Raw genomic sequence first — 13546 nt, forward strand, 5'->3', positions numbered from 1 at the left:
GGCTAGCGTGGCGAGCCGGTACTGTGCCAGCTTTTATTGTTACCCAGATCCGCGCGCAGCTCCGCGCTATTTGAGGCCGCAAAGTTCAGTGGGAAAGTGTTGCTGGCATTGGCCAGCACGTAGCCGAACAGGCTGTTGGATAGCATATGACCGCCCAGACTAACTCTGCTCAGACGAGCGTGACCCTTTCCACTGTTGGTTATTCTCAACGCGCTATGGCCGTCCTGAGTGATCACCCGCCAGCTCAATGCAGGCTGGGCAGCATCCGCAGAGAGGCCCTGACCGTAGGTAAACAGCGGCACGGAGTAGCGCATCTGGAAGTTCAGTCCGGCCTGATTAGGCGCCTGGGACTGGGGGGTGGGAATTTCATCCAGCACCACACGCCAGGCCATTTCCCTTCCCGGCGGCGGTGGGACCTGATTAATCAGACGTACCAGCTGCTTTTGCCCAGGCTCAATTCTGACCAGCGGCGGGCTGGCTACCACGCTCTGCTGTGTCTGATACTGCTCTTTGCCATCAATCTGCTGCCAGTTAAAAATCCTGACCTGCATAAGCGTGGTCGCTCCGCCCCGGTTCTCAATCCAAAGCTCTGTCGCCTTATCCCCGCTGGAGATTTTGGGATCGATAGGCCAAATCAGTACCGAATTTCCCGCCCGGGCGGGAGATAAAAATGCGCTGCTCAGCAGACAAAAAAGCAGGGCAATAAGAGGTAACCTTTTCATCATTTGCTTCTCATTTTCCCTTTCTCACCAGCTCAGCGTTACCGTCAGGGTATCGCTGTAGGTGCCGGCACGGTTGACCCCGCTTAACTGCACCAGACCGTAAACCGGCAGGGTGATGTTATTGGCATTACTGAAGGCCAGTGCCACATTCTGACTCACCGGGATTGCGCTGGCGGCGGTGTGGTTGGCACTGGTGTAAAGCGTATAGCCCACCAGATTGGTATTATTCGCCACCTGCATATTCCGGGTCGTGGAATAATGCGCGCCGCCGTCAATGCTTAAATTCAGCGTGGTCCCGGGCGTACAGGCCAGCGTTAGCGCAGCATTTTGCGCGAGGCTGGTACTGGCCGACCTGCTGCCCACGCCTGGCAGTGTGCCAAAATTCAGTGAGCCAAAAACGCCGGTGTTGGTACCGGAAATCACACAGCCATTCACAATCGATGCGCTGACCTCAAAGGTCTGTGTCGGAAGCGACCACGCAGGGTGGGTGATAACACGCAGTAAAATGCAGAACGCACCCGCCAGGCAGCCACCGGTTTTCAGCCACGCCAACACAAGGCGTTCTCCTTCAGCAACAATCAGTAATTCACGGCAACGTTAATCGTATCCGTGTAGGTTCCTGCGGGGATAGCGGCGTTGAAGCCACCGCCGCTCACCCGGCCATAAACAGGATAATTATCGCCATTGACCGGATCGGTCGTGCCCGTATTGACCAGATTGGCATTGTTCGCGATGGGAGTGGTGTAGGCCGTGCTGCCATAGAGCGTATAGGCTATCCCCTGAGTCGCATCGCTACCCAGAACCAGATAGCGCGGCTGCGCGGTGACGGCGCCATAAACGGTAGCGGGTGCCTCGTTGCTGCTGGTGAGCTGAACATTGTAGGTCTGACCCGTTGTGCAGCGAACGAAGATACCGTTACCCAGCGAGCCGACAAGTGTGGCATTGAGCGTATCAAAAGTCCCTGCGCTGCTACCAAAGTCAAGAGTACCGAAGTTCACGCCTGTGGTAGCTGACTGGCCATTGACAAGGCAGCCGGTGGTGAGCACCAGCGTGGCGTTAATGGTGCCCGTCGTAGTGGCGGCAAAGCCGGGCGTGACCGTGCCAACGCCCAGCGCGCAGCCCAGCAGAAAAAGCTTCATTTTCATAAACATTCCTTACTGATTATATCGATGAAAGTGCTTTTTCGCCCGGTGTAAAAGTGAACAGCTCACCTAAAAAATTAAAGAGAAAATAATATATTGGTATTAATAACTGGCCGTGAATCGCGTTTCATCGCATCAGTAGCAGCGTTATATATATAGTTTTCTTTACTATAGAACAACGATGGGATACATGCAGAGCCGCAAGAAAAAATAATATTTTCAGCAACAGGGATAAAAGTTTTTTACATGCGAGGTCACGGATTCAGGGAGTAAAACGCTATCTTTAAGAATAATCTTATTATCGTAAAGTAAATGATTGAAGAGCGTGGTATGTTCTGTGAGCGATAAATCCGTACCACTGAATTTTAAAACCACGCGTGCTGACCCAGGCAGAGAAAGTCATTCATTCAGGCCAGAGCTATATATTTATATTCCGGTTAATAATGGCTCTGTTTCTACGCGAGGTAAATGGGTACTGATAAGACTTGAGAAAGTTTTGTTTAATAAAGCAGCACCACTCTGCTGGCTGCAAAAACCGAGATCCACCTATGCTTATGAGCTCTTACGATCCACTGATGGTCATTGCCTCTGTGGTCGTTGCATTTCTTGCCTCTTATACCGCGCTGGATATGGCGGGAAGGGTAGTCAACACTACGGGAAAAGCCGAAACGTTTTGGCTTATTGGCGGCGGTTTTGCAATGGGAATCGGCATCTGGTCTATGCATTTTATCGGCATGCTGTCGATGAGTTTGTCGGTGGCGATGAGCTATGACCCCAGCCTGACGGTTATTTCAATGGCCGTTGCCGTTGTCGCCTCGATTTTTGCGCTGTGGATTGTCTGCTATGGGAAGCTTACGGCAGGGCGGCTGATTTTTGGCGCACTGGTGCTCGGCAGCGGCGTCGCCTCCATGCATTACATTGGCATGGCAGCACTGATGCTGGCACCGGGCATCGACTGGAACTGGTGCTGGGTGGTGGTGTCAGTAGTGATCGCGTTGCTGGCCTCGGTGGTAGCTTTGTGGTTGGCATTCAGGCTGCGTCAGGGGAATGGGCGACTCGGGCTGCTGCGGGCTGGCGCGGCGATGGTGATGGGCGCAGCCATCGCCGGGATGCACTACACCGGTATGGCCGCAGCGAATTTCCCTATGATCAGCCAGGCGACCGGGCAGGGCGTAAACAGTCAGTGGCTGGCAGTGGTGGTCACCGTGGTGACGTTATCCATCCTCGGTATTGCGCTGGTAATCTCCACGCTGGATGCCCGTCTCCAGTCGCGAACCTCGGTGCTGGCCTCTTCCCTGGCGGAAGCCAATCGGGAGCTGGCGCAGCTGGCACTGCACGACAATCTTACGCGGCTGCCAAATCGCATTCTGCTGGAAGACCGTCTGAAACAGGCCCTGACTAAAGCTATCCGTGAAGAGAGCGCCTTCGCGGTGATGTTTATAGATCTCGACGGCTTTAAGGGGATAAACGATGCGTTTGGCCACCATATTGGCGATAATCTGCTGATCGCCGTGACTGAGAGGATGAACACCCAGCTCAAAGATCTTCATACGCTGGCAAGAATGGGGGGGGATGAATTTGTTTTACTGTTGGAAATTAGCGAACCCAACGATGCAGCCGTTGTCGCTGACAGGCTGGTCAAAGCTATTGGTGTGCCTTTCACCCTCTCTCTTTACGAACTGCTGGTTTCCCTGAGTATCGGTATTGCCGTTTTCCCCGGAGACGGTCGGGACGAGCGCGAACTGATGTTCAATGCCGATGCGGCGATGTACCACACCAAAAAGAATGGGCGCAATGGCTACAGCTTTTTCCAGCCATCAATGAATACGCTGGCGCAGAATCAGCTGCAGCTGATAAACGATCTGTGGCTGGCTATCGCAAAAAATGAGCTGCGCCTGTTTTATCAGCCCAAATACGGCGCCATGGATGGGCAGATCCTCGGTTTTGAGGCGCTGATCCGCTGGCAGCATCCGCAGCGCGGGCTGCTGATGCCGGATGTCTTCCTGCCGGTAGCGGAAAAAACCGGCCTTATCGTAAGCCTGGGTAACTGGGTGATTAACGAGGCCTGTCGTCAGCTACGCGTCTGGCATCTTGAGGAGGATCCGCGCTGGTCCGTGGCGGTTAATCTCTCCACCGTGCAGTTTGAACAGGCCGGTCTGGTAGAAACTATCACCCGGGCGCTGGCGGAGCATCAAATTCCGGCAGAGTTATTGACGCTGGAGGTGACCGAAACAACCGCAATGCGTGAGCCAGAGGAGAGCATCCGTATCCTGACCGAGCTGGCGGCACTGGGCATCAAAACGTCGATCGATGATTTTGGTACCGGCTACTCCAGCCTGCTTTATCTGAAGCGGCTACCGGCCAGCGAACTGAAAATTGATCGCGCGTTCGTGAGCGAACTGCGACCACAAAGTGGTGACGCCACGATTATCACCGCCATCGTTGCTCTGGCGCAGACGCTGAATCTGAAAGTGGTAGCCGAGGGCGTTGAAACGCAGGAGCAGCAGGCATTTTTGACCCGGCTGGGTTGTGATTCGCTTCAGGGCTATCTTCTGGGCCGCCCGGTGCCTGCCGGGCAGGTGGCACAACTCAGACGTAGTGTGGTCACCGGGCAGGAGGAGGAGCGGCCTTCTGAGCCGGTGGAAAAGAGCCGTCCAGCCCTGCCGGACACTGTCTAAATGCGCACGCCGTGCCTATAATAGCCGCCAGAAATCCTCAAGGAGTCGGTAACGGTTTTGGCAAAATATCAGCGGCTTATCGATCGTATTACCCAGCAAATCGCGGCAGACATCTGGCTGCCGGGGGAGAAACTGCCCTCGCTGCGCGAACAGGTTGCGCTCAGCGGCATGAGTCTGATGACGGTGATGCACGCCTATCAGGTCCTTGAGAGTCAGGGATGGATCCGCTCCCGGCCACAGTCGGGCTACTTTGTCGCGCCGCGCGCAGAATTCCTCAGCCAGCCGGTCGGCCACCAAAAAGTGCAGCTGGCGGAATCGGTCGATATTAATGCCTTTATTTTTGACGTGCTTCAGGCCGGACGCGATCCGCAGATCGTCCCTTTCGGTTCCGCTTTTCCTGACCCTGAACTTTTCCCTCAGCGGCAGCTGATGCGTTCACTCAGCGCCGTGTCGCACTCTCTGACTCCGGCAGATGCGATAAATAATCTGCCGCCCGGCAATGAAACGCTGCGTAAAACGCTGGCGCAGCGCTATGCCCTTCAGGGGATTGCCGTTTCTCCTGATGAGATTGTGATCACCAATGGCGCCATGGAGGCGCTGAACCTCAGTATGCAGGCGGTGACCGAACCGGGTGACTGGGTGGTAATTGAAAATCCCTGCTTTTATGGCGCGCTACAGGTTATTGAGCGCCTGAAGCTGAAGGCCGTCGCCATTGCGACCGATCCTCGGCACGGGATGGATCTTGAGGAGCTGGCACGGGCGCTGGCGCGCTGGCCGATAAAAGCCTGCTGGATGATGACCAACCAGCAGAACCCGGTCGGCTGTACGCTGAGTCGCGAAAAAAAGCAGCAGCTGGTGGCGCTGCTGGCGGAGCATCAGGTCACCCTGATTGAAGATGATGTGTATAGCGAACTGTACTTTGGCAGTGACAAGCCGCTGCCCGCAAAGGCGTTTGATAGCCAGCACAGGGTGCTGCACTGCTCGTCGTTTTCAAAAAACCTGGTTGCGGGGTTCCGCGTGGGGTGGGTCGCGGCGGGTAAACATGCCAAAAAGATCCAGCAGCTACAGCTGATGAGTACGCTGGCTACCAGTGCGCCAATGCAGCTGGCGCTGGCTAACTATCTGGGCACCCGCAGCTATGACAGCCATCTCCGGCGTTTGCGCCAGTCGCTGGAGCAGCGCAAGAATCTGGCCAGGCAGTCGCTCAGACGGCATCTGCCCGCCGCCGCCAGAATCAATGACAGCCAGGGCGGCTATTTCTTGTGGATTGAACTGCCTAAGCAGGTGAATACCACCCTGCTTTATACCCGCGCCCTTGAGCATAACGTCAGCATCGCGCCAGGTAAAATGTTCTCTTCCGGCGAGCAGTACGCTAACTATTTCCGCTTTAATACCGCCTGGGCATGGGGAGACGCGCAGGAGGCCGCCGTCGCGACGCTGGGTAAGCTCATCGCCGCAATGCTATAAGTGCTTTTTGGGCCAGCAGGCAAGCTGGCCGGTGAGAGGTCAGACCGCCGAGGCGCGCTGCTGGCCCCAGGTCAGATGGTAGACGTCATAGAAATCCACTTCGCCTTTCAGGGTCAGCAGCTTCTGGATCCCCTCTTTCACCCGTTCAGGCACCTGCGGGCTTTGCATAATTTCCGCAATGGCGGTGTCGGAGAGCGTTCGGACATAGTACCACTCGCCGTTATAGCAAACGCGCAGATCGAGGGTATCAATATCTTCAAAGCGGTAGCGGGGATTAATATCCAGCATCATCAGGCCGCTCATCACTAAAACAAACAGCGTAGCGCCCCAGAAAGCGGGCCAGCCCAGAAATTCCGTGGTGAAAATTAGCGCCACCGTCAGGGCATAGCAGACGTACATAGAGGCCCACAGCCCCGGGTGACTTTTCAGAAAATTAAAGCTGAAGCGCGGCCGGTTATCGCGCTGCTCCTCCCGGTTCAGGGTATCAATTTCACGCAGCAGGATTTGTTTAATATCGTTCACGTTATACCTCACTCGTTATTGTTCCAGTAGACCACAGTGGGTAAAGTCATGACAGACACAGTTTGCGATAATTCAGGTATAACAGTTGTCATAATTCCTGGAGCAGTGCGTGGGATCTCTTACTATACTTCCGAACCCGATCTCAGGAGATGCCCCATGCTGCCGCACGCTGGAAATTTGCTCGCTATGATGTCCTTTGCCGCTGGCACCTTTTCTGCCGGGGCGTCGAATAATCCGCAATATCTGACCTTTCAACCGACGGCTGACGTGCCGAACAACCTTTTACCCCTGATCATTTATCCGCAGGTGGTGCCGGAAGACGTTGAGGATATTGCCTGCTATTTTGAAGACCTGTTTGCCGCTCACCACTGGCTGCCGCGCTGGCGCTATCCGATTTATCCCTGGACACATTATCACCCTGACACCCACGAACTGCTGGGCATCGCAGCGGGTCGGGCGCAGGTCCTGTTTGGCGGAGAAACGGGCAGGGTGGTCACCGTTCAGGCGGGCGATGCGGTACTGATCCCGGCGGGCGTGGGACATCAGCAGCTTTCCGCTACCGAAGACTTTTTCGCCGTGGGGGCATACCCACGGGGTATGCAGCCTGAAACGCGACGGAATGATCCGGCTTTAATGCCGCAGTCCGTTGTGGATATCGGTCGTGTCTCGCTGCCGCAGCAGGATCCGCTCACCGGCGGTGAAGGGGCGGTGACGGAGATTTGGCATCCTCTGGACGTGCGCGAATAACGGCAGTAAAGCATTAATGACAGAATCAGAGGTGAATATTGAATATCATTGCGATCGTAGGACCGCAGAACGTCTTCTATAAAGATGAACCTATCCGTGAACTTGATAACGTATTGAATGCGCAGGGATTTAAGACAATTTATCCGAAAGACGGTAACGACCTGCTCAAGCTGATTGAACACAATCCCCGCATCTGCGGCGTGATTTTTGACTGGGATGAACACAGCCTCAATCTCTGTAGTGAGATCAATCAGCTAAATGAATACCTGCCGCTCTATGCCTTTATCAACACTCATTCCACCCTGGACGTAAGCATTAATGAGATGCGCATGGCCATCTGGTTTTTTGAATATGGCCTGGGCGGCGCAGAAGAGATCGCCCAACGCATCCGCCAGTATACGGATGAATATATTGATACCATTACCCCGCCGCTGACAAAGGCGCTGTTTAACTATGCGAAAGAGGGGAAATACACCTTCTGTACGCCGGGGCATATGGCCGGAACTGCGTTTCAAAAAAGCCCGGTGGGCACGCTGTTCTATGATTTTTATGGGGCGAATACCCTGAAGGCGGATATCTCTATCTCGGTGACTGAGCTGGGCTCGCTGCTGGATCACACCGGTCCGCATCTGGAAGCGGAAGAGTATATTGCGCGTACCTTTGGTGCTGAGCAGAGCTATATGGTCACCAATGGCACCTCGACGTCGAATAAAATCGTCGGCATGTACGCGGCCCCGGCCGGGAGTACGGTGCTGGTGGATCGCAACTGCCATAAATCACTGACCCATCTGCTGATGATGAGCGATATTATTCCAGTCTGGCTGAAACCCACGCGTAACGCGCTGGGGATCCTCGGCGGGATCCCAAAACGGGAGTTCACTAAAGAGAGCATCGCGCTGAAGGTGGCACAGACCGAGCGCGCAAGCTGGCCAGTGCATGCGGTGATCACCAATTCGACCTACGATGGTCTGCTCTATAACACCCAGTTTATTAAAGAGACGCTGGACGTCCCCTCCATCCACTTTGATTCTGCCTGGGTGCCCTATACTAATTTCCACCCCATCTACAACGGCCTGAGCGGCATGAGCGGTGAACGTACGCCGGGCAAGGTGATATACGAAACGCAGTCGACGCATAAGCTGCTGGCGGCGTTTTCCCAGGCCTCACTGATCCACATTAAAGGGGAGTACGACGAACAAACCTTTAACGAAGCCTACATGATGCATACCACGACCTCGCCGAATTACTCCATCGTGGCCTCGATAGAGACGGCGGCGGCCATGCTGCGGGGTAACCCCGGTAAGCGGTTGATTAATCGGTCGGTTGAGCGTGCGCTACACTTTCGCCGCGAGATACAGCGGCTGCGCGAAGAGTGCGACGGCTGGTTCTTTGATATCTGGCAGCCAGATGGCGTTGACCAACCTGAATGCTGGCCCATTCAGCCGGGCGAAGAGGAGTGGCACGGTTTTATGGATGCCGATGCGGATCATATGTACCTCGATCCGATCAAAGTGACCATTCTCACCCCCGGGATGAGCGAGCAGGGCGAAATGGCGGAGGAGGGGATCCCGGCAGCGCTGGTGGCGAAATATCTCGACGAACGTGGGGTGGTGGTTGAAAAGACCGGACCCTATAACCTGCTCTTCCTGTTCAGTATTGGCATTGATAAAACCAAGGCGATGAGCGTGTTGCGCGGGCTGGCTGAATTTAAGCGCGCCTACGATCTCAACCTGCGGGTGAAGAATATGCTGCCGGATCTCTATGCCGAAGATCCTGACTTCTACCGTACCATGCGCATCCAGACGCTGGCTCAGGGGATCCACCGGCTCATCAGCGAGCACGATTTGCCGCGCCTGATGCTACAGGCCTTCGCGACGCTGCCGGAAATGAAAATGACGCCCCACCAGATGTTCCAGCAGCAGGTCCGTGGAAATGTCGAAACGGTTGATATCAGCGAACTGGTGGGACGCGTTTCTGCCAATATGATCCTGCCCTATCCGCCGGGCGTCCCGGTGGTGATGCCAGGTGAGATGATTACCGAAGAGAGCCGCGCGGTGCTCGATTTTCTGCTGATGCTTTGCACCATTGGCCGACACTATCCGGGCTTCGAAACGGATATTCACGGTGCAACATTGACCGCTGAAGGCCAGTATCTGGTGCGGGTGCTCAAGTCATAATCGGCTAGCCACGTCTTCGCGGAATTTTGCCATTCTCATTCCGGGCATTTCCGCGTAGCGTAAAAGGTCAAATTCACCATTAAGAGAGCACTATGTTAGGTATCAGGCAGATCCACCATATCGCCATCATCGCCAGCCATTATGAAACCAGTAAGGCATTTTATTGCGACGTGCTGGGCTTTACGCTGATGGACGAAGTTTACCGTGAGGCCCGCGATTCGTGGAAAGGCGACCTGGCGCTTAACGGTAACTACGTTATCGAGCTGTTCTCCTTTCCTCAACCGCCTGCGCGGCCCACGCAGCCTGAATCCTGCGGTCTTCGCCATCTGGCTTTCAGCGTCGTGGATATCGACGCCGCAAAGCGAGAGCTTGAAGAGAAAGGAGTGAACTGCGAGGCGATTCGCGTGGATCCGCTTACCGATAAGCGTTACACCTTTTTCGCCGATCCGGACGGCCTGCCGCTGGAGCTGTATCAGGCGTAAAAACTGTCGGGCGATGTCTGGTGCCGTAGCTGCATCAGGCGTAATAAATGCCTGGCAGTGTCTGCCGCTGTTGTTGTCTTTGGCGTAATGACTGAAGGGCGGTGACAGGCGCTGGCGCGGTATTAAATAAACCCGCAGGCTCGCTGAGGGTTTGCTGTGAACCCCTGACCATGCGTAAAATAGCCTCCGACTCACCCGGTCTGAGAGGGCCGGGTTTTAACGTGAATCGTGGGATCCTCATGCCAGTCTCGCTTCTTCCTCAACTGCATCTTGCCGGACATCAGCGTCTGCTGGTGGCCTACAGCGGCGGCCTTGATTCCAGCGTGCTGCTCCATCAGCTGGTTGTATGGCGCAGGCAGCATCCCGATCTCCAGCTCAGAGCGATACACATCCATCACGGGCTCAGTCCGTTTGCGGACAAGTGGGCGGATAGCTGCCGCCAGCAGTGCCTACAGTGGCAGGTGCCGCTTGAGGTGGTAAAGGTGCAGGTGAATGCCCGGCAAATGGGAGTGGAAGCGGCGGCCCGTGCTGCGCGATATGACGCGTTTAAACAGCATATCCGGCCGGGCGAGTGTCTGGTAACCGCCCAGCATCAAAACGACCAGTGTGAAACGCTGCTGCTGGCGCTAAAGCGCGGAAGCGGGCCGGCGGGACTGGCCGCTATGCCGCAGCATGCCTCGCTGGCAGGCCATGCACATTTGCGCCCGCTGCTCTCACACACGCGCGAACAGCTTGAGGCCTGGGCGGCTGATCATCAACTGAGCTGGATCGAGGATGAGAGCAATCAGGACCAGCGCTATGACCGTAATTTTCTGCGGCAGGCCGTGCTCCCCTTGCTAACGGCGCGCTGGCCGCACTTTTCACAGGCCGTCTCCCGCAGTGCTGCCCTCTGTGGCGAGCAGGAGCAGCTGCTGGACGAGCTGCTGGCAGAGTCATTATCGAATTTAGTCACAGCGGACGGGGCGCTAACCTTTCCGCCGCTGGTGGAAATGAGCGACGCGCGACGCAGCGCGCTGCTGCGTCGCTGGGTCGCGGGGCAGGGGGGGCTGATGCCGTCTCGTGATGCTTTGCAGCGTATCTGGCAGGAGGTTGCCTGTAGCCGCGAAGACGCCGCGCCGCGACTGGTGCTGGGCCGGTGCGAAGTACGACGCTTCCGCGACAGGCTTTACTGGCTTCCGGTAAGTAACGCCGTGCGCGATGACATTATTGACTGGCCCTCCCTCTGGGAGCCGCTAGCGCTACCCTACGGGCTGGGGCAGCTCATCACGGGTAATGCGGGCCTGGCCGTGCGCGCGCCGCAAGAGGGAGAAAAGGTCACCGTTCGTTTTCAGGCGCGGGGTACATTTCATATTCCCGGCCGGGCAGGAAGTCGCTCGCTGAAGAAGCTCTGGCAGGAGTGGGATATCCCCCCCTGGCAGCGAGGCCGTACGCCGCTGATTTTTTACGGCGAGCACTTTATCGCGGCCGCCGGGGTCAGGGTTACGTGCGAGGGTGAACCTCTAGCGGACAATGTATTGAAAATACACTGGAAAAAATAAGAGCAGACAACATGATAAAAAAAACGGCACTGATGCTATTTTTGGCGGGCTGCACGCTACCGGCGCTGGCACAGGGCGATGCTCAGGCGGGCGCGCAGAAGGCAGCAGGCTGTCAGGGATGCCATGGCGCGCAGGGTAAGGCGCAGGTGGCGCTCTATCCTAACCTCGCCGGGCAGAATGCTGACTATCTGGTTAATGCGTTGCAGGCCTATAAAAAAGGGGAACGTAATGGCGGTCAGGCAGAAGTGATGAAGGCGTTTGTGGCAGGTTTAAACGATAAAGATATTGACGATTTGGCTGCATGGTATGCCAGCATGAAGCCGTAAACCCCCCTCATGCGGGCGGAACAGCGTCCGCCCGCGCGTGGTTTAATCAGACTCGCTGACCACGACGGTACCCAGCTCAGGATGGGTGAAACTGGCAATGTGGTCCAGGCGCAGTTCGCGGACTTCGCCGGAGAGATCAATGGCCAGAAACTCCACATTCTTACGTGACACCATGTCGGTGGCGCGTGCCTTCAGCTGCTCGCCATTTTTCAGTTCAAGCGACAGCGTCCAGCTTTTCTGGCAGGCGAGTTCCAGGTTGTCGTAATCATCACAGTTAATGGGTCTGTAGGCTTCATTCGTCAACATAATCGCTCACCAATAAGTTAGCAGCAGCAAATGCTGCCTGTTCCCTGATGGAAGAGTGTAGCTCAGTATTGGCCGCTACCTCGTTGAGTGCTTTCAACACGCACGCTACTGCGTCCGGCACGTATCCCAGTTCGCCACTGCCTATTTCAGCGTATTTTCGGCGGACTAATTCACAATACTTTTGCACATGCACCTCCTGACAGAGTTTTCTCTGGCGATTTAGCGACTATAACACAGGCTTTTACATGAAATCAGCCTGGCAACAGGTCATTTGCTGTGTCATCGGGTTACAATGGCGGTCAATCAAGATAAGGATCTTTATGGCACTCAAAGCGACCATCTACAAGGCGACGGTGAACGTTGCGGATATGGACAGAAACGTATATCTCGACGCCAGTCTCACCCTGGCCCGTCATCCGTCTGAAACGGAAGAGCGCCTGATGCTGCGCCTGCTGGCGTGGCTGGTCAATGCCGATGAGCGGCTCACGTTTACCCGCGGGCTGAGTGCAGAGGATGAGCCTGAAATCTGGCTGATGAACGACCATAACGGGATTGAGGTATGGGTCGAGCTGGGCCTGCCGGACGAGCGCCGCATTAAAAAGGCCTGTAACCGTTCTGCCCGCGTATTTTTGTACACCTACACTGGCCGCGCGGCGCAAATCTGGTGGCAGCAGAACCAGAATAAACTGACGCAGCAGGATAACCTCACCATCCGTTTCCTGGATGACGAGCAGCTGAAGGCGCTTACCCAGCTTGCTTCGCGTTCAATGACGCTACAGGCAACGATGCAGGATGGCGCCATCTGGCTCTCTGACGATCGACATCATCTGGAACTGCACTTCACCGACTGGTTAATCAACGGCAGGCTGACATGATAGTTATCTCTAATAGCGTCACCATTCCGGACAGTGAGCTGGAGATAACGGCGATTCGGGCGCAGGGCGCGGGTGGACAACATGTGAACAAAAGTTCTACGGCGATCCATCTGCGCTTTGATATCCGCGCATCCAGCCTGCCTGAATTTTACAAAGATCGGCTGACGGCCACCAGTCACCATCTCATCACGCCGGAAGGCGTGGTGGTCATCAAGGCCCAGGAGTATCGCAGTCAGGAGATGAACCGCGAAGCGGCGCTCAAGCGTCTGGGAAATTTGATCCAGGAACTGACCGTGGTGGAGAAAAAGCGACGCGCAACCCGGCCGACGCTGGCGTCAAAGAAACGCCGTCTGGAAAGCAAGGCGCGGAAGGCGACAACAAAATCAATGCGCGGAAAAATGCGTGGCGCGCCAGAATAACGGAGGCGTTGCGTAGGAAAAGCGCGGCAGGCTGCAGTAACGGACGCATTGCGCGCAGGGCAGACCGGGGGTGAGGAAGACGTTACGGTGAGTCGGGTATCAGCGTGGGGGGGGGGGGGGGGAGGAGGCGGGGAGGGGGGGGGGG

Annotated in this window: 15 protein-coding genes; 9 read left to right on the forward strand and 6 right to left on the reverse strand. The window is 55.9% G+C overall.

What is annotated here, in order from left to right; translation table 11 throughout:
- Nucleotides 1–2: 2 nt before the first annotated feature.
- Genes ACLRGG_RS01035 through ACLRGG_RS01045 form a run of 3 tightly spaced genes read right to left on the reverse strand, consistent with a single transcriptional unit; the run spans nucleotide 3 to nucleotide 1867 of the window.
- Nucleotides 3–725, reverse strand: a complete 723-nt coding sequence (locus ACLRGG_RS01035; protein WP_416248000.1) for a fimbrial biogenesis chaperone — start codon at nucleotides 723–725, stop codon at nucleotides 3–5.
- 21 nt (nucleotides 726–746) lie between these two features.
- Nucleotides 747–1247 carry a spore coat protein U domain-containing protein gene (locus ACLRGG_RS01040; RefSeq protein ID WP_503369214.1) on the reverse strand — a complete coding sequence of 167 codons (501 nt, stop codon included), beginning with the start codon at nucleotides 1245–1247 and terminating at the stop codon, nucleotides 747–749.
- Nucleotides 1248–1300: 53 nt separating this feature from the next.
- Complete coding sequence (locus ACLRGG_RS01045; RefSeq protein WP_416248002.1) at nucleotides 1301–1867, reverse strand: spore coat protein U domain-containing protein; 567 nt, start codon at nucleotides 1865–1867, stop codon at nucleotides 1301–1303.
- Nucleotides 1868–2412: 545 nt separating this feature from the next.
- Between ACLRGG_RS01045 and ACLRGG_RS01050 the strand changes: the two genes are divergently transcribed.
- Nucleotides 2413–4542 carry a putative bifunctional diguanylate cyclase/phosphodiesterase gene (locus tag ACLRGG_RS01050; protein WP_416248003.1) on the forward strand — a complete coding sequence of 710 codons (2130 nt, stop codon included), beginning with the start codon at nucleotides 2413–2415 and terminating at the stop codon, nucleotides 4540–4542.
- 57 nt (nucleotides 4543–4599) lie between these two features.
- The gene (locus ACLRGG_RS01055) at nucleotides 4600–6009 is read left to right on the forward strand and encodes an aminotransferase-like domain-containing protein (RefSeq protein WP_416248004.1); all 1410 of its coding nucleotides are present in this window, start codon (nucleotides 4600–4602) and stop codon (nucleotides 6007–6009) included.
- A 39-nt stretch (nucleotides 6010–6048) separates the two neighbouring features.
- On the opposite strand, the gene ACLRGG_RS01060 is transcribed toward ACLRGG_RS01055, so the two are convergent.
- Nucleotides 6049–6531, reverse strand: coding sequence for a YlaC family protein (locus ACLRGG_RS01060; RefSeq protein WP_416248005.1), 483 nt, complete (start codon nucleotides 6529–6531; stop codon nucleotides 6049–6051).
- A gap of 156 nt (nucleotides 6532–6687) precedes the next feature.
- Between ACLRGG_RS01060 and ACLRGG_RS01065 the strand changes: the two genes are divergently transcribed.
- The 5 genes from ACLRGG_RS01065 to ACLRGG_RS01085 all read left to right on the forward strand — a co-directional run bounded on the left by ACLRGG_RS01065 (nucleotide 6688) and on the right by ACLRGG_RS01085 (nucleotide 11801).
- Nucleotides 6688–7278 carry a cupin domain-containing protein gene (locus ACLRGG_RS01065; protein WP_416248006.1) on the forward strand — a complete coding sequence of 197 codons (591 nt, stop codon included), beginning with the start codon at nucleotides 6688–6690 and terminating at the stop codon, nucleotides 7276–7278.
- Between the two features lie 38 nt (nucleotides 7279–7316).
- Nucleotides 7317–9455: a lysine decarboxylase LdcC gene (locus ACLRGG_RS01070; protein ID WP_416248007.1), complete on the forward strand. Its 2139-nt coding sequence runs from the start codon at nucleotides 7317–7319 to the stop codon at nucleotides 9453–9455.
- A gap of 92 nt (nucleotides 9456–9547) precedes the next feature.
- Nucleotides 9548–9937, forward strand: coding sequence for a VOC family protein (locus tag ACLRGG_RS01075; RefSeq protein ID WP_416248008.1), 390 nt, complete (start codon nucleotides 9548–9550; stop codon nucleotides 9935–9937).
- A gap of 239 nt (nucleotides 9938–10176) precedes the next feature.
- The gene (gene tilS, locus ACLRGG_RS01080) at nucleotides 10177–11475 is read left to right on the forward strand and encodes a tRNA lysidine(34) synthetase TilS (protein ID WP_416248009.1); all 1299 of its coding nucleotides are present in this window, start codon (nucleotides 10177–10179) and stop codon (nucleotides 11473–11475) included.
- Nucleotides 11476–11486: 11 nt separating this feature from the next.
- A complete protein-coding gene (locus tag ACLRGG_RS01085) occupies nucleotides 11487–11801 on the forward strand; it encodes a c-type cytochrome (RefSeq protein WP_416248010.1) in 315 nt (104 codons plus the stop codon).
- A gap of 42 nt (nucleotides 11802–11843) precedes the next feature.
- On the opposite strand, the gene rof is transcribed toward ACLRGG_RS01085, so the two are convergent.
- Both rof and ACLRGG_RS01095 read right to left on the reverse strand, forming a co-directional pair.
- A complete protein-coding gene (gene rof / locus ACLRGG_RS01090) occupies nucleotides 11844–12107 on the reverse strand; it encodes a Rho-binding antiterminator (protein WP_416248011.1) in 264 nt (87 codons plus the stop codon).
- Nucleotides 12094–12294 (reverse strand): YaeP family protein, encoded by a 201-nt coding sequence (locus tag ACLRGG_RS01095; RefSeq protein ID WP_416248012.1) that lies wholly within the window; start codon nucleotides 12292–12294, stop codon nucleotides 12094–12096. The genes rof and ACLRGG_RS01095 overlap by 14 nt, the downstream gene beginning before the upstream one ends.
- A 133-nt stretch (nucleotides 12295–12427) precedes the next feature.
- Between ACLRGG_RS01095 and ACLRGG_RS01100 the strand changes: the two genes are divergently transcribed.
- Together ACLRGG_RS01100 and arfB are read left to right on the forward strand one after the other, a co-directional pair.
- On the forward strand, nucleotides 12428–12982 hold the full coding sequence (locus ACLRGG_RS01100; protein WP_416248013.1) for a YaeQ family protein: 555 nt from the start codon (nucleotides 12428–12430) through the stop codon (nucleotides 12980–12982).
- Nucleotides 12979–13401 (forward strand): alternative ribosome rescue aminoacyl-tRNA hydrolase ArfB, encoded by a 423-nt coding sequence (gene arfB, locus ACLRGG_RS01105; protein ID WP_416248014.1) that lies wholly within the window; start codon nucleotides 12979–12981, stop codon nucleotides 13399–13401. Before ACLRGG_RS01100 ends, arfB begins: the two co-directional genes overlap by 4 nt.
- The last annotated feature ends 145 nt before the right edge of the window (nucleotides 13402–13546 follow it).

Origin of the sequence: Erwinia sp. PPS120, assembly GCF_047918655.1 — a bacterium.
Classification (GTDB): domain Bacteria; phylum Pseudomonadota; class Gammaproteobacteria; order Enterobacterales; family Enterobacteriaceae; genus Erwinia; species Erwinia tasmaniensis_A.